The following is a 26,897-nucleotide window of genomic DNA, read 5'->3' on the forward strand; positions in this document are numbered from 1 at the left end:
CCGATCTCTGGCAGGCAAGCGCCGTGCCGTTGCCGGTTTATCATGTCGCACGCATTTGCGCACGCACGTTGCAGCGAGCTTCGACCTTACGCATCCCCCATTACAAAATCACTCATGACCGATGTTCCCTTCGTCCTCGCCGAAGGCATCGCCCGGCGCGATGCCGTGCGCGGCCAGACGCTGCTGCAGCCGACCACCTTCACCTTGCACGCGGGCGACCGCGTCGCGATCACCGGGCCGTCCGGCTCGGGCAAGAGCGTGTTCCTGCGCGCCCTTGCGCTGCTCGATCCGCTCGATGCGGGACGCATCATGTGGCATGGCGCGCCGGTAGAACGCGCCGCTATTCCGCGCTACCGGCGCAACGTCGCGTATATCCGGCAGCGGCCCGCGCTGCTCGACGGCAGCGTCGAAGATAATCTGCGCTACCCGTTCGAGTTGCGGACGTACCGCGACTGGCGTTTCGATCGTGCGCGCGCGGCGAGCCTCGCCGCTCAGGCCGGCCGTGGCGACGACTTTCTCGACAAGCGCGCGAGCGAACTGTCCGGCGGCGAGGCGCAGATCGCCGCGCTGATTCGCGTGCTGCAACTCGCGCCCGAGGTTCTGTTGCTCGACGAACCCACTGCCTCGCTCGACCCGGAGTCGTCGCATGCGATCGAAGGTCTGGTGCACGCATGGTTCGACGCCGATCCCGGACGTCATGCATCGATCTGGGTGTCCCACGATCCGGCGCAAGCCACGCGCATGAGCGCGCGGCATCTGACCATGCGCGCCGGCGTGCTCGACGAAACCGCGCGGCGCGCGACGCCGCCCGCGCATCAGGATCATCAGGAGTTCGGCCAATGACACTGCAAAACCTGAGTCTGTGGGATGTCGCGCTTGCCGCGCTGCTGATCGTCGTGAACGGCGTCGTGTCGGTGGCGCTCAAACTCGATCTCGAACGCAAACTCGCATGGGCCGCCGTGCGCACCATCGTGCAGTTGCTGGCGATCGGCTACGTGCTCGGCTGGGTGTTCCGTTACGACCGCTGGTACGTGGTGCTGCCGCTGATGATCGTGATGACGCTGATCGCCGGCTTCGCGGGCGCGCAACGCGCCAACCGCACGTATCGCGGACAACGCGCGGACAGTGTGCTGTCGATCTGGGTCAGTTCGTGGCTGGTGGCGGCGGTCGGGCTGTTCGTCGTGATCCGCATTCACCCGTGGTACGAGCCACAGTATGCGATTCCGATTCTCGGCATGATCCTCGGCAATACGCTGACCGGCGTGTCGCTCGGCATCGAACGGATGACCGAGGAATTGACCGCGCGGCGCGACCGCGTCGACATGGCGCTCGCGCTCGGCGCGACGCGTTGGGAAGCAGCGCAGGCGCCGGCGCGCCAAGCCGTGCGCGCGGGCATGATGCCGACACTCAATCAGATGGCCGTGGTCGGTGTGGTGAGCCTGCCCGGCATGATGACCGGTCAGGTGCTGGCCGGGCAATCACCATTACAGGCCGTCCGCTATCAGATCGTGATCATGTTCCTGATCGCCGCGTCGTCGGCCTTGGGGACGGTGGGCGCGGTGCTGCTCACGTACCGGCGGCTCTTTTCGGCGGAGCACCGGTTTCTGTCGGCGCGGCTGGTCGAGCGGGCCGCGGCGCGGCGCTGAGCCGCGCTCAGGCCCGCGTCACGCGCCGGACTCAACGTTTCGCGCTGATCGCGACTTCCGTGCCGTCGCTGAGCGTGAGCGTTTTCGTGCTGCCATTGACCGGCATCGTGAATCGCACAATCTGACTGATGGTCACGTCGTTCGGACACTTGAGCGTTTTGCCGCCGCTCGTCACGGTTTTCACGCCCTTCGGCGTCTGCGCCTGGAAGCTCAATTGCACGGTCGCCGTGCCGTCGCCGCCGACGACCGGCGCGAAGCGGATCTGCGTCTGCCGGATCATCGCGCCGTTGGTGTCGATCGGCAGCGATGAGTAGTTCGGGCACGCATCCGTCGCGGGAACAGGGCCGCCCGGCGGCACGGTCTTCCACGTGAAGTCGTCCGATTCGCCGGAACGGATCGTGCGCGTTTCCTGCGAATTGCCGAACTGTTTCGACGTGACGCGCACCGTGTAGCGAATCGGACCGTCGAGGGCAGACTGGGACGTGACCGTGATCGGCGTGGCGGCGTAAGCCACCGGCACGAGCATGCCGGGCGCGAGCGCGCATGCGAGAGAAGCAACACCTGAAACGGCGGAGAGTCTGAAGCTCATACTGTCACCTCGTTGTTGTGCCGCTGCGCGCCCGCTTCAGCGCTACTGCTCACGCACCGCCTGACTGGACGACGTCGGGCCGCGAGACACGCAACTGTTTTAGCATGATGCCCTGTCAGTCTAACGCCAAGCGACGCTGCGCGCGCTGCCTGCGAATCGGGTGTTAACCCGCTTGCGGCGACGCGTTTTCTGCGCCTGTGCCGGCTCAGGCGCACGACAGCGCACGCCGCGCCGCAATGCTGCAATCGACACACGCCAGGGCGCCAGATCGCACAGTTTGATGCGCATCAAAACGAACATGGCCGGCGCGCATTGCTGCGACGCCGGCCATGTTCATTCATGCCCGGTTCAGGCGAAACGCGGTTTACGCCTCAAAGCCGGTCAGCACCAGCTTGCCGATCGCGCGCCCTTCTTCGAGCAGTTGATGCGCGCGGCGCAAATTCGCGGCGTTGATCGTGCCGAGGTTCTGGCCGACTGTGGTGCGCAACGTGCCCGCGTCGACGAGACGCGCCACTTCGGTCAGCAGTTTGTGCTGCTCGATCATGTCGGGCGTGCCAAAGGTCGAACGCGTGAACATGGACTCCCAGTGAAACGCGGCGCTCTTCGCTTTCAACAGTTCGACCGCCACCGGCTTGCTGTTTTCCACGATCGTGCAGATGCTGCCTTGCGGCTTGATGACTTCCGCCGCGGCCGGGAAATTCTTGTCGGTGTCGTTGAACATCAGCACGTAATCGACCCGGTCGATGCCGAGCTTTTTCAATTGCGCGGGCATGTCGCCGAAGTGATCGACGATGTCATCCGCGCCCAGTTCCGTGGCCCATTTCGCCGATTCAGCCCGCGACGCAGTCGCGATCACCTTCAGCTTCGCGAGTTGCTTCGCCAGTTGAATGCCGATGGAGCCCACCCCGCCGGCGCCACCGAAGATCAGCACAGTGCGCCCCTCGTCCGCGCCTTGCGGCGACACGCCCAAGCGGTCGAACAAGGCTTCCCAGGCGGTGATCGCGGTCAGCGGCAATGCGGCGGCGTGGGTGAAATCGAGCGACGCCGGCTTGCGCCCGACGATCCGCTCGTCGACCAGGTGGAACTCGCTGTTGGCGCCCGGCCGTGTGATGCTGCCCGCATAGAACACCGGATCGCCCACCTTGAACAGCGTGACGTCTGGTCCGACAGCGACTACCGTGCCGGCGGCGTCCCAGCCGAGCACGCGCGGCGTCTTCTCGACCGTGTCTTTCGGGGCGCGCACTTTGGTGTCGACCGGATTGACGGAAATCGCCTCGACCTTGACCAGCAGGTCACGGCCGGTGGCTTCCGGTTTTGGGATTTCGACATCGACCAAGGCTTCGGCTTGATCGATCGGCAAATAGCGATAAAGACCCACAGCTTTCATACAGGCTCCTGTTGGTTCAGATGAGGTTTCTGGAGGATCGCGATTTTTGCGGACGGCCTGTCGTGCCGTTTGCGCGTCATCGATCCCATTGGCGTCATCCTAAGGCGGTTTTTATTCTCTTAAAACCGTCATAATGGCTGAAACATCTTTTTGAATTTCAGAAGAATGAACCTTCCGGCCTCGTCCACACGTACCTCGCCCGGCGAGCGGGAGCGCCTCGATCTGCTCGACGTCGCCCTGTTCGTGCGCGCCGCACTGCTGGCCAACGTGTCGGCGGCCGGGCGCGAATTCGGCTTGTCGGCGGCGGTGGCGAGCTCCCGCATCGCGCAGCTGGAAAAGCTGCTCGGCGCGCGTCTGCTGCACCGAACCACTCGCCGCATCAGCCTCACGCAGGACGGTGAAGTCTTCATGACGCGCGCCGAAGCCCTGCTCGACGCGGCCGCCGCTGCACGCGCTTCGGTAGGCCGGGCGCAGGCCGAACCGCAGGGCCGCTTGCGGGTCTCGATGCCGTCGTCGTTCGGGCGGCAGCACGTGTCGCCGGTGATCAGCGAATTTCTGCGCCGCTATCCCGGCGTGAGTGTCGATTTGCGGCTCACCGATCAGCTAGTCGATCTCGTCGATGCGGGTATCGACGTGGCAATCCGCGTCGGCGTGCTGAAGGATTCGTCGCTGGTGGCGCGGCGCCTCGCGGTGAATCGGCGGGTGTTGTGCGCGGCGCCCGCCTATCTTGCCGCCCGCGGCACGCCGCATCATCCTTCGGACCTCGCGGAACACGAGTGCATGATTCTGTCGGACCAGCGCGACTGGGCCTTCGTCACGCCCGCCGGATCGCTCGAAGTGCGCGTGAGCGGGCGCCTCGTCACCGACAACGGCGAAGTGATCCGCGACGCCCTGCTGGACGGTTTCGGCATCGCGCTCAAATCGACCTGGGACGTCGCGCCTTATTTGCGCAGCGGCGAACTGGTCAGCGTGCTGGACAGCTATCCGCTCGCGGAGAGCGTGGCAATCTGGGCGGTGTATCCGAGCCGTTCGTTCGTGCCGCCGAAGACGCTCGCCTTGATCGAATTCCTGGCGGCCCATTTTGGCGATCCGCCTTACTGGGACAGAGAGCCGGATTGAGACAGATGCGCCGGTGATAGTGCCCGAATCGATACGTCGTCAATGCTTGCCGCGTGTGCTGCCGGCGCCTTTGCCATCAGAGTTGACGTCGGTGTTCGCGTCGTTCTGCGTCTTTTGCTGATACTCGTCGCCGCCACGGCGGTCGGTATCTTTCAGCCCACGTTCGAGGTCGCGATGCGCCTGCTTGCCGACATGGCGCGGACCGTCCTCGTGCTGCGATTCCGGATCCTGATCGGCTTCATGCGGCAGCGGCGCGGCAGCTTCCTGCATCGATTCGGGTTGCTTTTTGGCATGCGGGTCCGCCTGCTTGTCGCCGTCGGACGATTGCGGTGAGGTCTTCATGGTATTGCTCCTTGTCGTTCTGAATCGGGTCCGTCGAAGCGCTTACTCTGCGTCATCCAGACGTTTTTTCATGGCTGCGGTGATGCGCTGACGCGTCTTCGCATAGTCCGCCCACGGGTCGCTTTTGAGCTCGGCCAGGCGCTCGTGCAGATTCTCGATGGTCCATTGATCGCCACCCGTGGTGGCGGCGACTTCGTCCCAGGAAAGCGGCACCGATACGCCCAGGCCCGGACGCGCGCGCGCCGAGAATGCGGCGACCGTGCTGGAGCCGCGGTTGTTGCGCAAATAGTCGACGAAGATTTTCTGCTTGCGGTTCTGCGCGCCCATCTTCGCGCTGAAGTACTTGGGCAGCGTCGCCGCCATGTGCTGCGCGACGGCTTGCGAGAAGTCCTTCACTTCGTCCCAGCCGGCCTGTTTCGCGAGCGGCACGACCACGTGCAAGCCCTTGCCGCCGCTCGTCTTGCAGAACGACTTGAGGCCGAGCTCCTCGAGCAGCGAACGCGTCAGTTGCGCGGCTTCGATCATGCGTTCCCAACCCAGCGACGCGTCGGGGTCGAGGTCGAACACCACGCGGTCCGGCTTTTCGATACTCGACACGACGGCATTCCACGTGTGAAATTCGACGGTGCCCATCTGCGCGGCGCCGACCAGCGCCTTGAGCGTATCGACGGTGATCAGCGCCGGATGGCCCGGATCGAGGCCCGGATGCTGCGTGACATTGGGAATCGACAGTTTCTGGCTGTGCTTCTGAAAAAAAAGTTCGCCGCCGATGTCCTCCGGCGCACGCACCAGCGACACCGGGCGGTCCTGCAGATGCGGCAGCATCCAGTCGGCGACCGATTCGTAGTACTGCACGAGATCGATCTTGCGCGTGCCGCTGCTTTTGTCGATGACGCGATCGGGATGGGAAATGCGCACGCCGGCGACTTCGGCGGGAGTCGACGCGGCGGTCGATTTTGCCGCCGTGCCTTTGGATGCTTTGGTTTTGGCGGCCGCGGTTTTTGTCGCAGCCGTCCTGGTGCTAACGTCTTTTGCGTCCGCCGTTTTCGCCTCGGCCTTCGAGCTTGCCGCGCCAGTTTTTCCCGCGCCGGATGCGGCCGCAGTACTAGTGGAAGTTTTGCGCGCCGCACGTTTCTTCGGCGCTTCGTCGGATATGGAATCGGTTTGCTGTTGCACGTCGGCTCCCTGGCGAGGTGTTTCCTTGACGATCTGGCGCGCCGGCTTGTCGTTGCGCAGACTCACGAACGACGCCTGACGCACGATGCCATCGCCCGTCCATTCCGCGAAATTGCATTCGGCGACGAGCACCGGTTCGACCCAATGCACTGGCGTGCGGCTGCGCTCGCGCGGCGCGGCGGCAAACGGCATGCGCTGGGTCTTGTGCGCATCGAGTTCTTTCTTGACCGAGCGCAGCAACGCCGCGTCGAAGCCGGTGCCGACACGCCCTGCATACTGCAATTTGCCTTTGCCGTCGTAGACGCCGAGCAGCAGCGCGCCGAACGCCGCGCGACTGCCGGACGGTTCCGAATAGCCGCCGATCACGAACTCCTGGCGTCGGCGGCATTTCAGTTTGATCCACGTCGACGAACGGCCCGACATATAACCACTGTCGCGCCGCTTGCCGATGATGCCTTCCAGCGCCATGTCGCACGCGCTCCTCAGCAGGTCTTCCGCGCTGAAGTCGAAATCGTTCGAGAAGCGCAACACGCTGTCGTCGACCTCTTCCATCAATGCGCGCAAAATCGCGCGGCGCTGTTCGAGCGGCACGCCGCGCAAGTCGTAGCCGTTCAGGAACGGGATGTCGAACAGGTAGACGATGATGTCTTGCGGGCGGTTCGCATCGAAGGCGTTTTGCAGCCCCTGAAAATTCGGCACGCCGTTCTCGTCCAGCACCACGGCTTCGCCGTCGAGCCATGCGCTTTCGATGCCGAGCCGTTCGAACGCCTTGACCTGTTTGCTGAACTTCGCGGTCCAGTCATTGCCGGCGCGGGTGAACACCTGGACTCCGCTTCCCTTGGCGTCCCGATCGATGCGAGCCAGCACGCGGTAGCCGTCGAACTTGATTTCATACGACCATTCGTCGCCGGGAGGCGCGGCGTCGACGAGCGTCGCCAGTTGCGGTTTGAAGGTCGCGGGCAGGCGGGCTTTCACCGCGCCCTCGATCGAGGGCGACGCGGCGAGTTCGCGCAGCGACTGTGCGTTGCGTGTCGCTACGATGTCGGGTCGCTTGGGGTCGGCGCGACCCGATGAAGCGGCTTTCGCGCCGTTCTTGCCGGCCCGTTTTGCGGCTGACGTCGTATCAGAGACCGCAGCAGTCGCGTTCGTGGCTGAGGCGGCTTTGCCTGTGCCCTTGGTTGCCGCTGTCCGCATCGCTTTCGCGCCTTTGCCCGCCGGGGCGCTGCCGCTGAGCACGCTGCCCGGACGCTTCTTCAGAATGTCGTAGTCGCTCTCATCGCGCGCTTCGTCGTCGCGTTCCTTGATCAGCAGCCACTGCTCCTTGTCGCCGCTACCGCGCATATGGCTGCGCACCAGCGTCCAGCCGCCTTGCAGCTTTTCGCCGTGCAACCGGAACTTGAGTTTGCCGGCCGCGTAGGATCGCGCCGCTTCCGCCGCGCCACCAATCGGCTCCCAGGTGCCGCGATCCCAAACGATCACGCTGCCCGCCCCATAGTTGCCTGGTGGGATTTCGCCTTCGAACGAACCGTATTCGACCGGATGGTCTTCGACATGCACCGCAAGCCGTTTCACCGACGGATCGAGGCTCGGCCCTTTCGGCACTGCCCACGACAGGAGCGTGCCGTTCAGTTCGAGGCGGAAGTCGTAGTGTAAGCGCCGCGCGTCGTGCTCCTGAATCACGTAGGAGAGCACCTCGTCGGCTGCCTGCTTCGTCGTTTTCCGGCCGCTTTGCTTGCGACTCGCGCGCGCGCCCGACGGCTCCGGCGTGTCGTCGAAGCGGCGCTTGCGGTTGTAGAGGTCGAGTCTGTCGTTCATGGCGATGACGTCGTCGTGAGTGGCTCAGCGCGACGCCGACGATCAGGCCGCCGCGCGACGTTTGCGGGCGGCCGGCGTCGATGAGGTCTTGGCGCTCACACGGCCACTGGTGCCGCTGCTGCCGCTGGTTCCGCGACTGCGCGTCGTACTCGCCGTGCGTGTCGCGCGTGGTTTCTTGCGGGCTGGCGCCTCGGTATCGGCCTCGGCGTCGTCCTCTTCGCCGTCGTCGTCCGCGGCGCGCTTGCGGCCGCCCGCCGCCGGCTTGCTCTTGCCGCGACCCAGGCTGCGTTTGAGCAGGTCGGATAGATCGAGAATGTCGGCGGATTGACGCGACTCGTGCGGCGTTTCGACTTCGGTGATTTCCTCGGTCTTGCCCGCGCGAATCTTGCGATCGACCAGCGCCATGATGTCGTCGCGGAAGGTGTCGTGATACTGCGACGGATCCCACTTGTCGCTCATGTCGTCGATCAGCTTCTTCGCCATGTCGAGCTCGCGCGCGGACACGCCAGCGGCTTTTACACCGTCGGCCGGCAGCTTGAAGTCGTCGAAGTCGCGCACTTCCGCGGCCCAGCGCAGCGTGTTCAAGGCCAGCACCGGACCCACCGGAATCAGCGCCGCCAGATGCTGCTTGTTGTGCAGCACGACACTCGCCACACCGACCTTGCCCGACGCCTTCATGGCTTCGCGCAGCAGCGCGTAGACCTTTTCGCCCTTGCGGTCGGGCGTGAGGAAATAAGGCGTGTCGAGATAGAGAAACGAGATGTCGGGTGCGTCGACGAACGCGAGAATATCGACCGTTTGCGTCGACTCGGGGTTCGCCGAGCGGATCTCGTCGTCCGAGAGTACGACGTACTTGTCCTTCTCGTATTCGAAACCACGCACGATGTTGTCGCGCGTCACGTCCTTGCCAGTACGCTTGTTGATCTGCTTGTAGCCGATCGGATCGATCGTGCGCTTATCCAGCAGATTGAAGCCGACTTTTTCCGACTGCGTCGCCGGATACAACTGCACCGGCACGTGGACGAGGCCGAAGCTGATTGCGCCTTTCCAGATCATGTGTGCCATCGTGCGTTCCCCTAGGCCGAAGACCTGAGGTGAAGCAGCAAGCGTGCCACGGCTTGTCGGCCATAGCCGGCGCGCGCCGCCATCTGGCGGCCTCATGCACAGGTTGTAAGTCTTGCGTCAGGCCTGCAAAAGCTACGCCGTACGCTACGCCGTTTGCGATCCTGCCGGTTCGAGCTCGAGCGGCACCGCGGCGAAGCCGCGAAACCGCACGCGGCCACCGCGCGTCGGCTCGCCATTCAGGCGATAGGCCGGAAACCGCTGGACGAAACGACCGATCGCGATGCGCGCCTCGAGTCGCGCGAGCGACAGCCCGGCGCACTGATGGATGCCGAAGCCGAACGCAAGGTGCCGGTTCGGATCGCGGCGAATGTCGAAGCGGTCCGGATCCGCGAACTGTTCCGGGTCGCGATTGGCCGCGCCGATGCACAGCGTGACCGGCGTGCCGCGCGCCACCGCGACGCCGCCGATCTCGGTGTCGACGGTCGCCATGCGGTTGCCGAGCTGATTCGAACTCTCGAACCGCAGACATTCCTCCACCGCCGATTCGATCAGCGACGGCTCGCGCAGCAGCGCCGCGCGCTGCTCAGGCCATTGCATCAGCGTGACGAGGCCGTTGCCGATCAGATTGGTGGTCGTCTCATGACCAGCGTTCAGAATGAAAATGCAGTTCTGCAGCAACTCCGCTTCCGACAACTGTTCGCCGCCCTCTTCGCCCTGAATCAGACGCGTCAGCACGTCATGCTGTGGGTCGCCCGGCTCACGCCGGCGTCGCGCGACCAGATCGCGCAAATAGTCGACGAATTCGTTCACCGCGCGATTGCCCCGTTCGAACTGCGCCTCGGTGAGCGACGGCTCGAGCGCGCCGAGAATCGCGAGCGACCAGTCACGCAGCGGCTCGCGCTCAGCGTGCGGCACATCCAGCAGATTGCCGATGATCTCGACCGGAATCGCCGACGCGAACTCGCCGATCAGATCGATCCCTCCGCGTTCGGCAGCGGCATCGAGCAAGCCGTCGACGAGGCGCACCAGGCCCGGCTCCATCGCCGCGATGGCGCGCGCCGTCAGCGCCCCGGCGATGAGCTTGCGCACGCGCGTATGGCGCGGCGGGTCGTTGAAGACGAGACTCGTAGTGTGATGCGTGTACAGCGGCGAGTCGCCATACTTCGGCTTGAATTCGATTGTCTTGTCGGAGCTGAAGGTTTTCGGGTCGCGATACACCGCTTGCACATCGCGAAACCGTGTCAGAAACAGCGAACCGTCCGGCATGCGCTTGACCGGCTCGTGAGCACGCAGCGCGTGATAGACCGGATATGGATCGGCATGGAAAGCGGGATTGAGGTGGCGCAGATCGAAGTCGCGCGCAAGAGTGGATGCGTCGCTGGCGGTCGCCGGGGTCATGCGTTGTCTCCGTAGTGATGCGCCTCGTCATAGGTGCCGGTGCGTTCGCGTGCCGGACGTTGCGCCCCGCGAAGTGGCGGATGCGACGGTCAGTGCGCGCAGTGGCTGCGAGGCGTCGTTCGATGCGCCAGTATGAACCGCGCGCCGCAGGATTGCACGGCGCAATGCGCGGCGCCACCCGAAGCAGCATTCGGAGCGGACCGCGAGACGCGATGCGGACCGGCGAACCGTTACAATAGCGGGATTTTCCGCGCGCGCCGCGCGTCCGTCCTTTTCCGCGTTACTGCGTCGTCGTCCATGAACCTCGTCATTCAAAGCTCCGCGCCCCTTTCCGCCGACCATCACAAAGCGCTCGTCGCGCTCGCGCGCGGTTCGCACGCCAGCGTCATCGACGCGAACGCGATTCGCATTGCCGACGCAAACATCACCCAGCGCGCGGACCTCGACGTCTATTGCGGCACTCATCAACTGGACTACGCGTTTGTCGAAGCCGGCCGCCAGTTGCGCGACTTCGGGCTGGTCGCGATGGACATGGATTCGACGCTGATTACGATCGAATGTATCGACGAGATCGCCGACTTCTGCGGACTGAAAGCAGAAGTGGCCGCGATCACGGAGGCCTCGATGCGCGGCGAAATCAAGGACTTCAACGAAAGCCTGACGCGCCGCGTGGCGCTGCTCGAAGGCCTCGACGCGAGCGCGCTCGAGCGTGTGTACGAAGAGCGACTGCAACTCTCGCCGGGCGCCGAGCGGATGCTGGCTGGTGCGAAGGCGGCTGGGTTGAAAACGCTGCTCGTGTCGGGCGGATTCAACTTCTTCACCGAGAAGCTGAAGGCACGCCTCGGCCTTGATTTCACTCGCGCAAACACGCTTGAAATCGTGGACGGCAAACTGACCGGCAAGGTAATCGGCGAGGTCGTCAATGCCGATGTCAAAGCACGCACGTTGCGCGAAACATGCGCGCAATTGGGCATTGAACCGAGCCGCGCAATCGCCATGGGCGATGGCTCCAACGATCTGAAGATGATGGCCGAAGCCGGACTCTCCGTTGCGTTCCGTGCGAAGCCGGTGGTGCGCGAAGCGGCCAGCGTGGCGTTCAACCATGTCGGGCTGGACGGGTTGTTGCGCCTGTTTTGACATTGGTTCGATGCGCTGGCCGACGCAATGACGGCCAGCGCTGGCCGTGCCGTTATCTTTTCAGAATGTCCGTTGTGAATACCACCATCATGCTAATCGCATCAAGGCTCACGACGATCGCGGTCCACAGCAAAAAGCGCGGGTAAATTTTCTCTGAGACTAGCCACAACGAGAATTTTTTCATGATTGCCTCCTGGAGAGGATCAGTATAAATGCTGCACTATCTAAAAAAATCTAAATCAGCTGTACATGTAGGAATGCCAGGAAAACTGCGGCAATAACCGTGAAGAAAATCGACAGGACTATCTCGGTGGGCGAGAAGCTTCCATCAGCAAATAAGCTGTTCCGCTGCGGCGCCCACGCCCTTGCCCTCATGGAATGTGGATTGACCAGCCCCGACATCACGAGGCTGGAACAGGCAAATGCCATCACACACAGTCCAACCACCCAGTACGCCAGAACCGACGCCTCGCCACGGCCCCGCTCCAGCGCCGTCACCACCTCATAAACCGCCGACGCAAACAGCCCGATCGCACACCAGCACAGTTGGCCGTCTTTCACCGAGCCGGCGATCAACGCCTTTGCGACGCGCCAACCGTACGCGGGGGCGACAAGCGCGAGCGTAAAGATCGGGCCGATGATCGGCACGCCGAGATTCAGCAACATCCAGAAGAAAAGATTCATCGAAGCTCACCATGGTGCGGCAACCGTTAGTCGGAATGCGCACCATCGTAGCGTCGAGAATTTACGCTGAACATTCGGCCGAATGGTTAGGCTTACTGGCTATATTGACACTCGCCGTTGACAAGAAAAAAGCCCACCGGGAACATGTCCCGATGAGCCTGCCTGTCCTACGGAAAAACGTCGCTGGCGGTCTAAGCTAGTGTCGCCAGAGACTGCTCCATATCCGCACGCAAGTCCGCCTCGGCTTCGAGGCCGATATAGAACCGCACCAACGTCCCGCTATGCGGCCACTGCCCCGCCGTGCGCATCGACGCGACGTTGTACGGCATCACGAGGCTGTGCGCACCGCCCCAACTCCAGCCGAGCGAGAACAGTTCGAGCGACTCGCAGAACGTGTCGATTTGCGCCGGGCTGTAGCGGCCGTCGAACACGACGGAAAAGAGCCCACCCGCGCCCGTGAAGTCGCGCTCGTAAAACTCGTGGCCGGGACAGTCGGCTAACGCCGGGTGCAACACGGCTGAAATTTCCGGCCGCGTCTTCAGCCATTTCGCGAGGCCGAGCGCCGCGCGGTCATGCTGCTCGAAGCGCAATTGCATGGTAGGCAGGCTGCGCAGAATCAGCGAGCAGTCGTCCGACGAGACGCCGATACCCATGCGCATGCGTGCCGCCTTCAGCTTCAGATGCAATTCGCGATCGACGGTGATGGTCGCGCCCATCAGCACGTCGCCGCCGCCCGACTGATACTTGGTGAGCGCCTGCACTGAGATATCGACGCCATGATCGAACGGCCGGAAACCGAGCCCCGCCGACCACGTATTGTCGATCGCCGTGACGACGTTGCGCGCGCGCGCCACCGCGGTGATGGCGGGGACGTCGGCCACTTCCATCGTTACCGAGCCGGGCGCCTCGAGCCAGATCAGGCGCGTATTCGGCCGGATCAGATCGGCGATGCCCGCGCCGATCATCGGATCGTAGTAGCGCACGGTGATGCCGAAATCGCGCGCCAGCCAGTCGCCGTGATCGCGGTTCGGCGAATAGACGTTATCGGGAATCAGCACGTCGTCGCCGGCTTTGACGAGGCCGAAATACACGTTCGAAATCGACGACAGCCCCGACGGCTGCAGCAACGCGTGGTTGCCGCCTTCTATCGTGGCAAGGCGTTGCGCCAGCGCGAGCGAGGTCGGCGTGGCATGCAGGCCGTAGCGCCATTGCGCGTCGTTTTTCCAGTCGAGCGCGCGCATGGTGGCGAGATCGGGGAACACGACCGTCGACGCCCGCGTGACCGGCATCGAGAACGACTCGAAGCCCGGCGTGAGCTGGTCCTCGGCACGCACGATGCGGGTTTGCAGACCGCGTTGGAGTTTGGATTGGGTCATGGTGGGTTTCGGTGAGAAGCAGACGGAAACGGAGGGCGCGCGGTTTCAGGGCGCGCGCCGCACACGCAAGAGTAGACGAGCCGGCGGGATTTCGCTTGCGAGACAGCGCGCGAACTGTCGGGCGCCGCGCGGCTGCGGATTCACTCGCCGGTTTGCAGGTTGCTGACGCCGCCCACCGCGTGGCCGCCGGTCGCGGCGGCGCTCGCAGCCGGCGCCGTGGCAGCGCCCGCGGAAGGCTGCGGCGCAGCCTTGTTCGCGGCGGTCGCCGGCGCGCCGGGAGGCGGCACCGCCTGCCCTGCCGCCAGCGGCTTCAGATCGAACGGCTGCGGGTCGGAATCGTCGACGTTCATGCGGTCGCCCGCCACCGAGCCGTCTGCCGCAAACTTGCCGACCCAGTTGCCGGTGATATGGGTGCCGTCGTTCGATTCCTCGACTTCGAGCGTGTCGCCGTCGCGGTCGCCCGCGATCAGGATCACCGCGCCGGTGTCCGTGAACTGATACTCGCCGTGCACGCCCGATGGGTCATCGCTTTTCGGGCCGAGCTTCAGCACGATCTGGCGCGAGCCCAGCATGCCAGCGTAGCGCGGGAATTTCGCGAATTCGGGACTGGGCTTGAGCGGCAACTGGATCGGCGGGGGCGCCGCCAACTCCTTCACCGCGTCGCTTTCCGCCCAGGCCTGCGCGGGCAGCATCGCCCCCGCGCCGGCACATAGCAATGCGGCAGCGCCCACTACGCCCCGAAGGACGCCTCCCTGGAGGACTGCCCAACTGCGCCGGCGCACCGCACCCTTCATCGCTTTCAATTCCCGCATCCCTTCCTTCCTTATTGCTCGATACCGCTTGCTACTGGCATGCCGCGCATCAGATCCGTTCGAAGATCGCCGCGATACCCTGCCCGCCGCCGATACACATCGTGACCAGCGCATAACGCCCGCCGATCCGCTGCAGTTCGTACAGCGCCTTGACGGTGATGAGCGCGCCGGTCGCGCCGATCGGGTGGCCGAGCGAAATGCCCGAGCCGTTCGGATTGACCTTGGCCGGATCGAAGCCCAGTTCCTTGCTGACCGCGCAGGCCTGAGCGGCGAACGCTTCGTTCGCCTCGATCACGTCGAGGTCGGCAACCGTCAGGCCGGCGCGTTCGAGCGCCTTGCGGGTGGCCGGCACCGGACCGATGCCCATGTATGCCGGATCGACGCCAGCATGCGCGTATGACACGAGCCGTGCCAGCGGCTTGATGCCGCGCTGTTCTGCAAGGCTGCGCTCCATCAGCACGACGGCCGCGGCGGCGTCGTTGATGCCCGACGCGTTGCCGGCCGTCACCGTGCCATTTTCTTTCGCGAACACCGGCTTCAGCTTGGAGAAATCTTCGGCCGAGGCGTTCATGCGCGCGTGTTCGTCCGTGTCGAACACGACGTCGCCTTTCTTCGACGGAATCGTGATCGGCAGGATCTGTTGCTTGAAGTACCCGCTCGTGATCGCGTTGGCCGCGCGGCGATGCGATTCGAGGGCGAGCGCGTCCTGCGCTTCGCGCGAGATGTCGTATTTGCGCGCGACGTTCTCGGCGGTCACGCCCATATGAATTGACTGGAACGGGTCGTTCAGCGCGCCGACCATCATGTCGACGAGGCGCGCGTCGCCCATGCGCTGACCGAAGCGCGCGGCCGGCATGGAGTAAGGCGCGCGGCTCATGTTTTCCGCGCCGCCGCCGATCGCGATGTCGGCGTCGCCGAGCAGCACGCTTTGCGCGGCCGAAACGATGGCCTGCAGGCCGGAGCCGCACAGACGGTTCACGGTCAACGCCGGCGCATGTTGCGCCACGCCGCCGTTGATCGCCGCCACGCGCGCCAGGTACATGTCTTTAGGTTCGGTATGCACGACGTTGCCGAACACCACGTGACCGACGTCGTCGCCCGATACGTTGGCGCGCGCCAGCACTTCACGCACCACGCGCGCACCCAGATCGGTCGGCGAAAAATCTTTCAGACTGCCGCCAAAACCACCGACTGCCGTACGCACACCGCTTACCACCACTACGTCCCGTTCCATCGCTCGCTCCTCTTCCAGTCTCTAAAGATGATCTTGCCTCGGCGGGCCGCGCTCTATAGCGCGTGTTCAGCCCGCCAGAAGTTGTTCGACCGTCGCGCGCGACGGAATCGGCGCCACCGCGCCGTAACCTTGCGTGGACAGCGCCGCGGCGACGTTCGCATAACGCGCCGCTGTGAATGGATCGTCGCCCGCGACGATGCGCGCGATGAATGCGCCGCCGAAGCAGTCGCCCGCGCCGGTGGCATCGACGGCATTGACGACGTGGCCCGGCACGACGCGCCGCTCGTTCGGCGTCGCGATATACGAGCCCTCTTTGCCGAGCTTCAGCGCGACCACGCGCGGACCGTGCGACAGCAGGAAATCGACAATTTCGTCACGGCCGGTCAGGCCGGTGAGGTCGGTGACGTCGTCCCAACTCGGCAGGCAGATGTCCGTCTGGCGGATGGCTTCGAGCATCACCGCGCGCGCCCGCGCGAGCGGCCACAGTTTCAGACGCAGATTGGTGTCGAAGCTCACCCGAACGCCGTTGACGCGGGCGTGCGCGATCGCTTCCAAAGCTGCGTCGCACGCGCTCAGGCTGATCGCGAGGCTGATGCCGGACAGATGAATCACCTTGGCCGCGGCGATCGCGTCGAGCGGCAGATCGTGCGGCGCGTAGCGGCTCGCGGCCGAGCCGGCGCGCAGATAGTCGAACGCGTGGCCATTCGGACCGTGCGACACGAAATAAACGCCAGTGGGCGCCTGCGGATCGACGCGCACCAGCGACGTGTCCACCTGTTCACGTTCCCACAGATCGACCAGCAAACGCCCGAAGTGATCCGCGCCGACCGCGGATACGAAACCGGTCTTCGCGCCTTGCCGTGACGCCGCGATACAGAAGTTCGACGTATCGCCGCCGAAGCCTTGCAGATAGTTCGGCTGGTCTTTGGCCGACTGGTTGAATTCGATCATCGCCTCGCCGAGCGCGAGGATCTCGGGGCGCCGGGCTTGCGGCGCGGCGGTTGTGCTCGCGGCCATCGATTAAACCTCGCCCCACAGGTCGTGACCGTCCGCGCCGGTGATCTTCACCGACACGAAATCACCGACCTTGTAGCGCTTGGACGCCTTGACGGCCGGCGCGATATACACGACGCCGTCGATCTCCGGCGCATCAGCCGCGGTGCGGCCGATGCCGCCATCCGCGTTGATCTCGTCGACCAGCACCTTCAGCGTCTTGCCGACCTTCTTCGCGATACGCTTCGCCGACACTTCTTCGGCGACTTCCATGAAACGCGCGCGACGCTCTTCGCGCACTTCGTCGGGCAATGCGCCGTCGAGTTCATTTGCGGTCGCGCCTTCGACCGGCGAATAGGCGAAGCAGCCGACGCGATCCAGTTCCGCCTCGCGGATGAAATCGAGCAGCGTCTGGAACTGCTCTTCGGTCTCGCCGGGGAAGCCCGCGATGAACGTGCTGCGGATCGTCAGATCCGGACACATCTCGCGCCATTTCTTCACGCGTTCCATCACCTTCTCGGCGTTGGCCGGGCGCTTCATGCGCTTCAACACTTCCGGATGCGCGTGCTGGAACGGCACGTCGAGGTACGGCAGCACGTGGCCCTTGTACGGACCCTCGGCCATCATGGGAATCACTTCGTCGACGCTGGGATACGGATACACATAATGCAGACGCACCCACGCGCCGTATTGCGCGGCGAGTTCGCCGAGCGCGCCGACCAGATCGGTCATGCGCGTCTTGATCGGCTTGCCGTTCCAGAAACCCGTGCGATATTTGACGTCGACACCATAGGCGCTCGTGTCCTGCGAAATCACCAGCAGTTCCTTCACGCCTGACTTGAACAGATTTTCCGCTTCAAGCATCACATCGGCGACGGGGCGCGATACGAGGTCGCCGCGCATGGACGGGATAATGCAGAACGTGCAGCGGTGATTACAGCCTTCGGAAATCTTCAGGTACGCGTAATGGCGCGGCGTGAGCTTTACGCCGGCGGCGGGCACCAGGTCGACGAACGGATCATGCGGCTTCGGCAGATGCGTGTGCACGTGTTGCATCACTTCGCCGAGCGCGTGCGGGCCGGTCACGGCCAGCACCTTCGGATGCACTTCTTCGATCAGCCCCGAGCCGCTCGCGCTCTTCTTGGCGCCGAGACAGCCGGTCACGATCACCTTGCCATTCTCGTTGAGCGCCTCGCCGATCGCGTCGAGACTTTCCTGCACCGCTTCGTCGATGAAGCCGCAGGTGTTGACGACCACGAGGTCCGCGCCGTCGTACGTGCCGGAAATCTCGTAACCTTCGGCGCGCAGTTGGGTGATGATCTGCTCGGAATCGACCAGGGCTTTCGGGCAGCCGAGGGATACAAAGCCGACCTTCGGCGCGGCAGTCGGGGCAATCGGGGGTGTGGCAGACATGGGGGACCGCTTGAAGACGTTAAACCCTGAATTGTAGCGGTTCGCCACGGCTGCCGCTCGTAAGTCTTTGAATATTCGCCTTCAAACGACCGCGACGTCCACCGGATCGAGTCGGCCGAGGGGCGCGGATCGATGTGTCGCCATTAATGGGCCGACGCCCAAAGCACGCTCGATCACTTCCAGGATTTCATGCGAATCCTGCACCCGGCGGATCGCCGCATGCAGTTCGGCCGCCTGCGGCCAGGTGCGCTGCAGGTAGCTGAGCCACTTTTTGACACGTCCGTGCTCGTGACGGGAGGCGACACGGGCCTGCAATTTCCGCAAATAACCGGCGAGATGTGCAAGCACGTCCTGCCATTCCCCGTCGGATGGGGAGCGATCCATCAGTCCGCGTATCCTCAGCGCCAGGAAAGGATCCGATACGGCGCCGCGCCCGATCATCACGTCCGCACAACCGCTGACCGCGCGGCAGCGCTCCCAGTCGGCTACCGTCCAGACTTCTCCGTTCGCGACGACAGGCACGTCCACGGCGGCATCGATACGCGCGATCCACTCCCAGTGGGCGGGCGGCCGGTAGCCGTGATCGCGTGTTCTGGCATGCACGACGAGCGAGGCCGCGCCGCCCTCCGCCAGCGCCTCGGCGCATTCGATCGCCAGCGAGGTATCGGACACGCCGAGGCGCATCTTTGCCGTCACGGCGATGCCGGCAGGCACCGTGGCCCGAACAGCCGACACGATCCGGTTCAGTTGTTCAGGGTCGGCCAGCAGCATGGCTCCGCCGCCGTGCTGATTCACGACCTTGGCGGGACATCCGAAGTTCAGGTCGATCCCATGCGGCGACAAGGTGGATGCGTGGGCGGCATTCAGGGCCATCCATTCGGGATCGCTGCCGAGCAGTTGGATCACCATCGGCGTGCCGCTGGGGGTGTGGGCTCCGTCGAGCACTTCGGGCGCTTCCCGCTCGTAGACGCGACTGGGCAGCAGGGAGCCCGTCACGCGGATGAACTCTGACACGCATCCATCGAATCCGCCGATGCCGGTCAGCACGTCGCGCAATACGTAGTCCGCGAGGCCTTCCATCGGGGCGAGATAGAGCCGGCTCATGTGGGAATGGGCGGCCAGAGGTGGCGCTGTTCGTGACGGCAGGCGGAGCGTTTATGAAGCATGAGTTAGATCGATCGCTGGAACGGGAGCAGCGTTGGCGCGCTGCGCCGGGTACGGCCGCGTCTTACGAAACGGGCTCGCGACTTGTCGGCAATCCAATACTGCCCGCAACGTACCCACCTACTGCCGCCGAAACACGCTAACCGGATTGCCATATCGACCGGCAATCGGAGCTGTCGTATGGACGAGCACATAGTTCTGGCCAGTGAGCTCCTTCAGTCGGACCTCAGTCATTGGGTAGTTGCGCAAACCCTGATCCGGCGGGGACTCTTCATCCATCGATACAACAACATCAGGCGGCATCCGTAACGTCTGCTTGAGCATTTGCGTTCTGGTGGCCTCCGGCAGCGATGCGAGAATGTACGGCCAGCACATATTCATCGAATAGGCGCTCGGCGCGCCCTGAGCAACCAGCACGTGAGGTAATGCGCTCCAGTTGAACACCTTGTCGCCGGGTTTGATGAAGCGCATGACTTCAGCCGTGGAACGGTTGATCGGCGCTGCGGCGCTCTTCAATTCATTGACCGCTTTCATCCCGACGTAGCTGTAGATGAGTCCAGCAACGAGCGCGAGCACGACAGCCGACGATGCAAAAATCACCCGCTTGCCAGACATCGACAGCAACAGTCCCGCCACGACGACAACCGGTGCGAGCGAGGCGAGAAAATAATGTGCAAAAAATGTCAGGGCGAGAACGGCCTGTAGCCACGCGCCGAACATCCACGCAACGGCGAGTACCAATGCGACCCGGCGGATTGTCCAGCCTTCCGATCGCGTGTTGTACAAACGAATGGCCGCCAACGGCGTGAGGATCACCATCGCGATGGCTGTCCAGACTCGATGCGCGGAAAGAAACTGTTCAAGATTCAGCGACCACAACGGAACCAGATAGGACGCTTTCGCGTTCGCGATGAACTGGTCCATCAGGACAGGGGAAAGACCCGCGCGAAATTTCACCGTGCCCAACAGATAGTTCTGCAACGTGTCCGTCAAAATCAGATGCAGCGCGAAACCGCCCAAACAGACCAACGCGCCGAGGCAGCCACCGATCAGCCATGAATACCTGAGACGGCCGCGCATGATTGCCAGCCATGCGACAACGACAAGTGCGGCAGGCAAAAGCGAGGTCTGTTTGACAAACCAGCCGAGAAAGACAAAGACGCCGATCAAAAAACCATGCGCAAACCAGTGATTCCTGGGCACGCGCAACAGCAAGGCGAGGAGCGCAAGCTCGGGCAAAGACTGATACAGCGCGATATTCAAACCGTCGTCTGTTACGCGCACGTCCAGCGCAAGGACGACGTAAAGGAGCGAGAACGCCGCCGCAGGCAAAACGGTGCTTGCGATCGGCGACGCGTCCCGTTGCCGCGGCAGCGCTGCGCGCGATGGCACCGATACGACGAAGAAAATCAGAAGCGCCGTGGCGGCCACCCAGCACGCCTCGGCGATTCGTGCCGACTCGACGATTCCGAACGCAGCGGAAAAGAGCCGGATAAACGGGCTCCAATATATTTCCACCAATGGATTCTTCGTCTCGAACGAGGCCCAATAAGGCGGCTCGCCGTGCGCAATATTATTCGCCATGAAGACGAAATGCGCCCCGTCGCGCTGCATGACGGCATGCATATCGGCCCGCAGATAAAATGCGACCACCGTCATAATGATCAGCAATACCAGCAGACGCGAAATTGCCAGTCTGGAAACACTCATTGCCGCCCCATCGCGGCGCGACTTGAATTCCATAGAAGCACGAGCAGTGTTTGGATCAGTCTTCAACAAAAATCCTTAAATTTGTGCGGCCATGGCCTCGCGAACCGAACGCGAGGGCACTTTTGTCACGCCGACGGTTCATCACCCGTCTGGCGGGCCGCATCAAAAGTCCAATAACGGTTGATCAGGAAATTACACACCGGAACGATTGCGATGACGTAAAGCTGCGCGCTGAAGTAATTGCAGTGCGCATAGTTGACCAGAGCGAATACCATGCCGGTATTCAGGCAGAGTCCGCCGAGCGAGACGACGACGTAACGCCAGAATCCCGCTACGCGCGAGCGCCTTGACTGAAACGCCCACTGATAATTCAGGCCGTACGAGATCAGCAGCGCCGCGCAAAAGCCGGCGACCGCACCCCCAACCGGCCGCCAGCCAAGCAGTTCGACACAGGCGGCGAGGACCGCCAGGTGTGCGAGCGTCCCTAATCCACCTGCCACGATATATCGAACGAACTGCCGGGTAATCATTCACACCTTCCATTCTGCAATCACGTACCGCGGTCGTTGCTTGACCTCCTCGTAAATGCGCGCGACATAGATGCCGATCAGCCCCATACCAAGCATCGATACGCAACCGAGGATCAGCAGCAACAAGATTACCGTGGTAAACCCATCGACTGCATTGCCAGTCAGTTTGTGAAATAGTGTTTGCGCGCCGAGTATGACCGCCAGGATCGCGAAGGCGAAGCCTGCACCAATCAGCAGGTAAAGCGGCGCGGAGGAAAACGATGCGAATGCTGTCATCGCCAGCCGAACGAGTTGCAGTTTCGACCAGCCGCTCTCGCCTCCGGCTCGCTCATCCACGTCGTACTGAATCTGAACGCGCCGGAAACCGAGCCAGGCATTCATGCCCCGGAAGAACAGATTGCGCTCGCCCATTGCTCGCCAGGCATCGACAACCCGTCGATCCATCAACTTGTAATCGGACGCGCCGTGCAGATCGAAGCCTGTCAGTCTGGAAAACATAGCGTAAAACATCCGGCTGCTGAAGCGCGCGGAAGCACTCTCCGTTGCGCGCGCACGCTTCACGGCATCCACCACTTCAGCGCCCTTGCGCCATTGCTCGACCATTTCCGGAATGAGCTGCGGCGGATGTTGCAAATCGCCATCCATGACAACGATGGCGTCGCCGCTGACGTGCTCGAGACCAGCCGCCAATGCCGCTTCCTTGCCAAAATTTCGACTTAGGCGAGCGGCCTTGATTTGCGGAAATTGCTCGCATTGCTGCTGGATGACTTGCCAGGTGTCGTCTGGGGAGCCGTCGTCGATCAGCACAAGTTCATAACGGACCGGAATTTCGTCAAGAATTGCAATGATTTCTTTGAGTGAGTTGGCGAAGTGGCTCGCCTCCCTGTACAACGGGATCACGAGCGAAAGCAGCGATTGATCGTCACCCTTACGCATTATTTTGACCAATGCAAGCAACTGTCGTAGCCGGAAGCCACATGTTGTATTGACCCAGCGATCCAGAGAGTTTGACGCCGAACTTCGACGCAATCAGCGGCAATGGAAATGCGTGCGGATACGGTACGGGCTCGACGCTGGAAAGACCGCACTCCGCCATCAAGCGGCTTAACGTGCGGGCGTCAAAGTAAAGTACGTGTTCGGGAAACTTGAATGACGGCCAGCGGTTTCCCATGAGTTTTCTCCAAAAGCTTCCAAAATCCGGAGCTGCGATCAGTAGGCTGCCACCTGGTTTGAGTTTCTTGACCAGCGCTTCGACAAATTCCTTTGGACGATACACATGCTCGATAACATGCGTAGCGATCACACAGTCGAACCGTTCGTCGTCGGGAACCGCGTCGACACCACCGTGCCAGACCTGATCAGCAAATTGTCGCGAATGCTGAACCGCGTTCGCGGAATAGTCAGTCCCAACTGTGTGGCTAAAAAAGGGGCGAGCCTCTGCGAGCAGATAGCCGAAGCCACAGCCTATTTCGAGCAGCGACCCGCCGGTCTTCTTCTGCTTCTCCAGATGCGTCAACAAGCGCCGGAAGGTTCGGCGCAACGCCTCTTGCTGGTCGGAATAACTTTCATACCCATCACCGTCGCCCCCGCCGAAATAGTCGTCATTCTGATAGAGCGACAGCATTTGTCGTTCGGAGGCTCGAGGCGCCAGATAGGCCATGCTGCATTGTGTGCAGTTGCAAACCCCAAACGGACCGCCTTTCTGCTCGGCATACAGCCGTTTTCGCTGCGAGCTTCCACATAAAGGACAGTCGGGTGTCTCCAGTTCGAGGTCGGTCATATGAGAAAAAACACCATCGATAAAGCAGGTTCGTCGCCGCCCAGGCGAACGGGACCGGCGCGGTCACGAAATGGACCAAAGGCGCATTGTAAAGGACGGTGTCGGGACATCCCAAAAAACGAGGCTTCGGCAAGTCAACGCAATTCCGACGCGTGCTCGATCGGTCCACCATCCGCGAGTCTCGGCGACATCTTCGTGCGGGGGCTATCCCGCAGCGAAGCGTGGATGGGATTGGATCTTTTTGAGTGCCCGGCAGGTGGCCGGGTTCGCCTGGCACGCCCCTTCGGACGTGAGGGCATCAACTCCGTGGAGGACGTGGTCGGCAATATAGAGGGTAGGAGCAACACGTAGTGGCGACGAATAGCCACAATGACAAACAGCGCGGCGAGAGACCGTTGCGTCTGCGGGTTGCCAAACCATCCTTCGGAAATATGTCCAGTGCGCAGCACGCCGCTGTACGGCGCCCGCGGTCACGCGGCAGTGCTTGCCCCCATACGCGCTGGAGCAGTCCCCGCCGCAACCGGCATCTGCGCCCCTACTTCTTCTCCGGCTCCGGATTGACCTCCGGATTGCTTTGCGGATTAGCCGGTGCAGTGCCAGGATTGGTCGCATTGACCGCGCCACCCGGCGTAAACGGGAACGTGGCGAACATCGACTTCGCCTGGTTCTGCATCTGCTCCTGCATCTGCACGAACATGTTCTTCGACTGCTCGATGTAGCTGGTCATCATGCCCTGCATCATCGGCGCCTGCATGTTCATGAACTGCGACCAGACCTCAGGGTTCATCGCCTTGCCTTCGTACAGATTCTTCGACTGGTCAGCGAGCTTCGCCTGAATGTCGATGAAGGCCTGGATGTTCTTTTCCAGATACGTGCCCATCATGCCCTGCATCGCATGACCATAGAACCGGATGATCTGCGAAAGCATCGACGACGAGAACATCGGCAAGCCGCCGCTCTCCTCTTCGAGAATGATCTGCAACAGGATGGCGCGCGTCAGGTCCTCGTTGCTCTTGGCATCGATGACCTTGAAATCCTCCTGATCCAACACGAGCTGTTTGACGTCCGTCAGCGTGATGTACGTGCTTGTCTCGGTATCGTAGAGCCGACGATTCGGATATTTCTTGATCAGTCGTTCGGCTGTTTTCTTTGTAGTAGTGGTCATGTAACGCCTTTGAGCGCAAGTTGAGCGCGGAAACGGCGTCAGCGGCTGCGCAATCGGGCCATTGCGCAGTCGAGACGCCGCCGAACCATCTGAGCCGAAGCGCACTGCCTTGTGAGCGGCGCGCCGGTGACTCAGCCCATATGCAAACCGCCGTTCAGCGAAAAATCAGCGCCCGTGGAGAAACCTGATTCGTCCGATGCCAGCCATGCCACGATCGAGCCGATTTCCTGCGGCTGGCCGAGACGGCGCACCGGAATCGTCGCGACGATCTTTTCCAGCACGTCGGGGCGGATCGACTTGACCATATCGGTGCCGATGTAGCCCGGCGACACGGTGTTGACCGTCACGCCCTTGGTGGCCACTTCCTGCGCCAGCGACATCGTGAAGCCGTGAATGCCGGCCTTCGCGGTCGAGTAGTTGGTCTGGCCGAACTGGCCCTTCTGGCCGTTCACCGACGAAATGTTGATGATGCGGCCAAAGCCACGCTCGACCATGCCGTCGATCACCTGCTTGGTGACGTTGAAGAGGCTGGTCAGGTTGGTGTCGATCACCGCCGTCCAGTCTTCGTGCGTCATCTTGCGGAACACGACGTCGCGCGTAATGCCCGCGTTGTTCACCAGCACGTCAATCTCGCCGACTTCGGCTTTGACTTTGTCGAACGCGGTTTTGGTCGACTCCCAATCGCCGACGTTACCTTCAGACGCGACGAAATCGAAGCCCAAGGCCTTCTGCTCTTCGAGCCACTTCACGCGGCGCGGCGAGTTCGGGCCGCAGCCCGCGACGACCTTGAAGCCCTCTTTGTGCAGCCGCTGGCAAATGCTCGTGCCGATGCCACCCATCCCGCCCGTTACGTACGCAATTCGCTGTGTCATAAACTACACTCCGTTATCGTTTTCGAGGCGCCGACTGGCTGCCTCTTCCCTCGCCTATGCTTCATCTCCGCTGCCGCCGGGCGACCGGCCGACGAGGCCTCCGCTGACCGCGCGCCACAGCGCGCGGCAACGTTCCATTCGACGCGTAACCGACGCCTGCGGCGTCCGCCACACGCCCTTGTTCAGGCGCGCTCGAGCGCCAGCGCCACACCCATGCCGCCGCCGATACACAGCGACGCCAGACCCTTCTTCGCATCGCGCTTCTGCATCTCGTGCAGCAGCGTGACGAGAATCCGGCAACCGGACGCGCCGATCGGATGGCCGATCGCAATCGCACCGCCGTTCACGTTGATCTTCGATGCGTCCCAGCCCATTTGCTGGTTCACGGCGCACGCCTGCGCGGCAAACGCTTCGTTGATTTCCATCAGGTCCAGATCGGCCGGCGTCCAGCCCGCGCGTTCGAGACAGCGGCGCGAGGCCGGCACCGGGCCCATGCCCATCACCTTCGGATCCAGACCCGAGGTGGCGTACGCCTTGATGCGCGCGAGCGGCGTCAGGCCGAGCGCCTCCGCCTTCTTCGCCGACATGACCAGCACGGCTGCCGCGCCGTCGTTCAGACCCGACGCATTGGCCGCCGTCACCGAGCCTTCCTTCGAAAACGCCGGCTTCAGGCTCCCCAGCGATTCAGCCGTCACGCCATGACGCACGAACTCGTCGGTTGCGAAACGCAGCGGCTCGCCCTTGCGTTGCGGGATTTCGACCGGCACGATTTCGTCGTCGAAACGGCCCGACTTCTGCGCGGCTTCCGCCTTGTTCTGCGACAGCGCCGCGAACGTGTCCTGCTGCTCGCGCGTGATGCCGTATTCCTTGGCGACGTTTTCCGCCGTCACGCCCATGTGATACTGGTTGTAGACGTCCCACAGGCCGTCGACGATCATCGAGTCGATCAGCTTTGCGTCGCCCATGCGGAAACCGTCGCGCGAACCGGGCAGCACGTGCGGCGCCGCGCTCATATTCTCCTGACCGCCGGCCACCACGATATCCGCGTCACCCGCGATGATGGCGTTGGCCGCGAGCATCACGGCCTTCAGACCCGAGCCGCACACCACGTTGATCGTCATGCCGGGCACAGCCGTGGGCAAACCCGCCTTGATCAGCGACTGACGCGCCGGATTCTGGCCCGACCCTGCCGTCAGCACCTGACCCAGGATCACTTCGCTCACCTGCTCGGGTTTCAGACCAGCCCGCTCGAGTACGGCGCGAATCACCGTGGCGCCGAGTTCGGGCGCGGCGATCTTCGCCAGCGACCCACCGAATTTGCCTACTGCCGTACGGGCGGCCGATACGATCACAACATCAGTCATTTCCATATCCTCCGGGCGGTCGGCCGCATGCGCCGCTGCCCGTCAAGTTAAAAATCTCGTTGCTCTTAATCACGCCCTGACTCAATCAGACGCTCATTCACACCGCAAACAACCGCGCCATGGAGC

24 protein-coding genes are annotated in these 26,897 nt (G+C 62.9%); 4 read left to right on the forward strand and 20 right to left on the reverse strand.

All coding sequences use genetic code 11. From position 1 onward, the window contains the following. Positions 1–114: 114 nt before the first annotated feature. Together PQR32_RS10430 and PQR32_RS10435 are read left to right on the forward strand one after the other, a co-directional pair. Positions 115–843, forward strand: a complete 729-nt coding sequence (locus PQR32_RS10430; RefSeq protein WP_408225413.1) for an ABC transporter ATP-binding protein — start codon at positions 115–117, stop codon at positions 841–843. Next, on the forward strand, positions 840–1,646 hold the full coding sequence (locus PQR32_RS10435; RefSeq protein ID WP_408225416.1) for an ABC transporter permease: 807 nt from the start codon (positions 840–842) through the stop codon (positions 1,644–1,646). Before PQR32_RS10430 ends, PQR32_RS10435 begins: the two co-directional genes overlap by 4 nt. A 31-nt stretch (positions 1,647–1,677) precedes the next feature. Here the strand turns inward: PQR32_RS10435 and PQR32_RS10440 are convergent, their stop codons facing one another. Together PQR32_RS10440 and PQR32_RS10445 are read right to left on the reverse strand one after the other, a co-directional pair. Then, entirely contained in the window at positions 1,678–2,235 is a 558-nt protein-coding gene (locus PQR32_RS10440; RefSeq protein WP_408225419.1) for a DUF6013 family protein, read from the reverse strand. Between the two features lie 364 nt (positions 2,236–2,599). After that, the gene (locus tag PQR32_RS10445; protein WP_408225422.1) at positions 2,600–3,622 is read right to left on the reverse strand and encodes a zinc-binding alcohol dehydrogenase family protein; all 1,023 of its coding nucleotides are present in this window, start codon (positions 3,620–3,622) and stop codon (positions 2,600–2,602) included. A gap of 165 nt (positions 3,623–3,787) precedes the next feature. Here PQR32_RS10445 and PQR32_RS10450 point away from each other — a divergent pair, with 165 nt between their 5' ends. Then, positions 3,788–4,741, forward strand: coding sequence for a LysR family transcriptional regulator (locus PQR32_RS10450; RefSeq protein WP_408225425.1), 954 nt, complete (start codon positions 3,788–3,790; stop codon positions 4,739–4,741). Between the two features lie 39 nt (positions 4,742–4,780). Here the strand turns inward: PQR32_RS10450 and PQR32_RS10455 are convergent, their stop codons facing one another. The 4 genes from PQR32_RS10455 to PQR32_RS10470 all read right to left on the reverse strand — a co-directional run bounded on the left by PQR32_RS10455 (position 4,781) and on the right by PQR32_RS10470 (position 10,537). Beyond that, the gene (locus PQR32_RS10455; RefSeq protein WP_408225428.1) at positions 4,781–5,083 is read right to left on the reverse strand and encodes a hypothetical protein; all 303 of its coding nucleotides are present in this window, start codon (positions 5,081–5,083) and stop codon (positions 4,781–4,783) included. A 42-nt stretch (positions 5,084–5,125) separates the two neighbouring features. Then, positions 5,126–8,074: a DNA ligase D gene (ligD, locus tag PQR32_RS10460; protein WP_408225431.1), complete on the reverse strand. Its 2,949-nt coding sequence runs from the start codon at positions 8,072–8,074 to the stop codon at positions 5,126–5,128. Between the two features lie 42 nt (positions 8,075–8,116). After that, positions 8,117–9,139 (reverse strand): non-homologous end joining protein Ku, encoded by a 1,023-nt coding sequence (ku, locus tag PQR32_RS10465; RefSeq protein WP_408225434.1) that lies wholly within the window; start codon positions 9,137–9,139, stop codon positions 8,117–8,119. Between the two features lie 144 nt (positions 9,140–9,283). Next, the gene (locus PQR32_RS10470; protein WP_408225437.1) at positions 9,284–10,537 is read right to left on the reverse strand and encodes a cytochrome P450; all 1,254 of its coding nucleotides are present in this window, start codon (positions 10,535–10,537) and stop codon (positions 9,284–9,286) included. A gap of 297 nt (positions 10,538–10,834) precedes the next feature. Here PQR32_RS10470 and serB point away from each other — a divergent pair, with 297 nt between their 5' ends. Further along, positions 10,835–11,674: a phosphoserine phosphatase SerB gene (gene serB / locus PQR32_RS10475; RefSeq protein ID WP_408225440.1), complete on the forward strand. Its 840-nt coding sequence runs from the start codon at positions 10,835–10,837 to the stop codon at positions 11,672–11,674. Between the two features lie 234 nt (positions 11,675–11,908). On the opposite strand, the gene PQR32_RS10480 is transcribed toward serB, so the two are convergent. From PQR32_RS10480 to PQR32_RS10545, 14 genes are all read right to left on the reverse strand, one after another. Continuing rightward, entirely contained in the window at positions 11,909–12,358 is a 450-nt protein-coding gene (locus PQR32_RS10480; RefSeq protein ID WP_408225443.1) for a hypothetical protein, read from the reverse strand. Between the two features lie 191 nt (positions 12,359–12,549). Beyond that, positions 12,550–13,734 (reverse strand): cystathionine beta-lyase, encoded by a 1,185-nt coding sequence (locus tag PQR32_RS10485; RefSeq protein WP_408225446.1) that lies wholly within the window; start codon positions 13,732–13,734, stop codon positions 12,550–12,552. Positions 13,735–13,874: 140 nt separating this feature from the next. Then, a complete protein-coding gene (locus PQR32_RS10490; RefSeq protein ID WP_408225449.1) occupies positions 13,875–14,546 on the reverse strand; it encodes a hypothetical protein in 672 nt (223 codons plus the stop codon). A gap of 49 nt (positions 14,547–14,595) precedes the next feature. Next, positions 14,596–15,780: a beta-ketothiolase BktB gene (gene bktB, locus PQR32_RS10495; RefSeq protein WP_408225452.1), complete on the reverse strand. Its 1,185-nt coding sequence runs from the start codon at positions 15,778–15,780 to the stop codon at positions 14,596–14,598. A gap of 66 nt (positions 15,781–15,846) precedes the next feature. Beyond that, entirely contained in the window at positions 15,847–16,797 is a 951-nt protein-coding gene (locus PQR32_RS10500; RefSeq protein WP_408225455.1) for a sugar kinase, read from the reverse strand. A gap of 3 nt (positions 16,798–16,800) precedes the next feature. After that, positions 16,801–18,186 (reverse strand): 30S ribosomal protein S12 methylthiotransferase RimO, encoded by a 1,386-nt coding sequence (gene rimO, locus PQR32_RS10505; protein ID WP_408225458.1) that lies wholly within the window; start codon positions 18,184–18,186, stop codon positions 16,801–16,803. A gap of 81 nt (positions 18,187–18,267) precedes the next feature. Beyond that, entirely contained in the window at positions 18,268–19,290 is a 1,023-nt protein-coding gene (locus tag PQR32_RS10510) for a tRNA dihydrouridine synthase (protein ID WP_408225461.1), read from the reverse strand. A gap of 180 nt (positions 19,291–19,470) precedes the next feature. Continuing rightward, complete coding sequence (locus PQR32_RS10515) at positions 19,471–21,060, reverse strand: hypothetical protein (RefSeq protein WP_408225464.1); 1,590 nt, start codon at positions 21,058–21,060, stop codon at positions 19,471–19,473. 125 nt (positions 21,061–21,185) lie between these two features. Next, positions 21,186–21,590, reverse strand: coding sequence for a GtrA family protein (locus PQR32_RS10520; protein ID WP_408225467.1), 405 nt, complete (start codon positions 21,588–21,590; stop codon positions 21,186–21,188). Further along, on the reverse strand, positions 21,591–22,526 hold the full coding sequence (locus PQR32_RS10525) for a glycosyltransferase family 2 protein (RefSeq protein ID WP_408225470.1): 936 nt from the start codon (positions 22,524–22,526) through the stop codon (positions 21,591–21,593). It lies immediately after the preceding gene. Next, positions 22,519–23,370: a class I SAM-dependent methyltransferase gene (locus PQR32_RS10530; RefSeq protein WP_408225473.1), complete on the reverse strand. Its 852-nt coding sequence runs from the start codon at positions 23,368–23,370 to the stop codon at positions 22,519–22,521. The genes PQR32_RS10525 and PQR32_RS10530 overlap by 8 nt, the downstream gene beginning before the upstream one ends. A 535-nt stretch (positions 23,371–23,905) precedes the next feature. After that, positions 23,906–24,535 (reverse strand): polyhydroxyalkanoate synthesis repressor PhaR, encoded by a 630-nt coding sequence (phaR, locus tag PQR32_RS10535; protein ID WP_408225476.1) that lies wholly within the window; start codon positions 24,533–24,535, stop codon positions 23,906–23,908. Between the two features lie 131 nt (positions 24,536–24,666). Continuing rightward, entirely contained in the window at positions 24,667–25,407 is a 741-nt protein-coding gene (locus tag PQR32_RS10540) for a 3-ketoacyl-ACP reductase (RefSeq protein WP_408225479.1), read from the reverse strand. Between the two features lie 182 nt (positions 25,408–25,589). Next, on the reverse strand, positions 25,590–26,771 hold the full coding sequence (locus PQR32_RS10545) for an acetyl-CoA C-acetyltransferase (protein ID WP_408225482.1): 1,182 nt from the start codon (positions 26,769–26,771) through the stop codon (positions 25,590–25,592). Between the last annotated feature and the right edge of the window lie 126 nt (positions 26,772–26,897).

Source organism: Paraburkholderia dipogonis (assembly GCF_046027395.1).
Lineage (GTDB): Bacteria > Pseudomonadota > Gammaproteobacteria > Burkholderiales > Burkholderiaceae > Paraburkholderia > Paraburkholderia dipogonis_A.

Coding starts and splice junctions, on each gene's coding strand:
- PQR32_RS10455 (WP_408225428.1), bottom strand. CDS start 5,083: ATGAAGACCTCACCGCAATCGTCCGACGGCGACAAGCAGGCGGACCCG.
- PQR32_RS10485 (WP_408225446.1), bottom strand. CDS start 13,734: ATGACCCAATCCAAACTCCAACGCGGTCTGCAAACCCGCATCGTGCGT.
- PQR32_RS10530 (WP_408225473.1), bottom strand. CDS start 23,370: ATGACCGACCTCGAACTGGAGACACCCGACTGTCCTTTATGTGGAAGC.
- PQR32_RS10510 (WP_408225461.1), bottom strand. CDS start 19,290: ATGAGCCGGCTCTATCTCGCCCCGATGGAAGGCCTCGCGGACTACGTA.
- ligD (WP_408225431.1), bottom strand. CDS start 8,074: ATGAACGACAGACTCGACCTCTACAACCGCAAGCGCCGCTTCGACGAC.
- bktB (WP_408225452.1), bottom strand. CDS start 15,780: ATGGAACGGGACGTAGTGGTGGTAAGCGGTGTGCGTACGGCAGTCGGT.
- rimO (WP_408225458.1), bottom strand. CDS start 18,186: ATGTCTGCCACACCCCCGATTGCCCCGACTGCCGCGCCGAAGGTCGGC.
- PQR32_RS10445 (WP_408225422.1), bottom strand. CDS start 3,622: ATGAAAGCTGTGGGTCTTTATCGCTATTTGCCGATCGATCAAGCCGAA.
- PQR32_RS10545 (WP_408225482.1), bottom strand. CDS start 26,771: ATGACTGATGTTGTGATCGTATCGGCCGCCCGTACGGCAGTAGGCAAA.
- PQR32_RS10515 (WP_408225464.1), bottom strand. CDS start 21,060: ATGAGTGTTTCCAGACTGGCAATTTCGCGTCTGCTGGTATTGCTGATC.
- ku (WP_408225434.1), bottom strand. CDS start 9,139: ATGGCACACATGATCTGGAAAGGCGCAATCAGCTTCGGCCTCGTCCAC.
- PQR32_RS10450 (WP_408225425.1), top strand. CDS start 3,788: ATGAACCTTCCGGCCTCGTCCACACGTACCTCGCCCGGCGAGCGGGAG.
- PQR32_RS10490 (WP_408225449.1), bottom strand. CDS start 14,546: ATGCGGGAATTGAAAGCGATGAAGGGTGCGGTGCGCCGGCGCAGTTGG.
- PQR32_RS10520 (WP_408225467.1), bottom strand. CDS start 21,590: ATGATTACCCGGCAGTTCGTTCGATATATCGTGGCAGGTGGATTAGGG.
- serB (WP_408225440.1), top strand. CDS start 10,835: ATGAACCTCGTCATTCAAAGCTCCGCGCCCCTTTCCGCCGACCATCAC.
- PQR32_RS10525 (WP_408225470.1), bottom strand. CDS start 22,526: ATGCGTAAGGGTGACGATCAATCGCTGCTTTCGCTCGTGATCCCGTTG.
- PQR32_RS10470 (WP_408225437.1), bottom strand. CDS start 10,537: ATGACCCCGGCGACCGCCAGCGACGCATCCACTCTTGCGCGCGACTTC.
- PQR32_RS10430 (WP_408225413.1), top strand. CDS start 115: ATGACCGATGTTCCCTTCGTCCTCGCCGAAGGCATCGCCCGGCGCGAT.
- PQR32_RS10500 (WP_408225455.1), bottom strand. CDS start 16,797: ATGGCCGCGAGCACAACCGCCGCGCCGCAAGCCCGGCGCCCCGAGATC.
- PQR32_RS10480 (WP_408225443.1), bottom strand. CDS start 12,358: ATGAATCTTTTCTTCTGGATGTTGCTGAATCTCGGCGTGCCGATCATC.
- phaR (WP_408225476.1), bottom strand. CDS start 24,535: ATGACCACTACTACAAAGAAAACAGCCGAACGACTGATCAAGAAATAT.
- PQR32_RS10540 (WP_408225479.1), bottom strand. CDS start 25,407: ATGACACAGCGAATTGCGTACGTAACGGGCGGGATGGGTGGCATCGGC.
- PQR32_RS10440 (WP_408225419.1), bottom strand. CDS start 2,235: ATGAGCTTCAGACTCTCCGCCGTTTCAGGTGTTGCTTCTCTCGCATGC.
- PQR32_RS10435 (WP_408225416.1), top strand. CDS start 840: ATGACACTGCAAAACCTGAGTCTGTGGGATGTCGCGCTTGCCGCGCTG.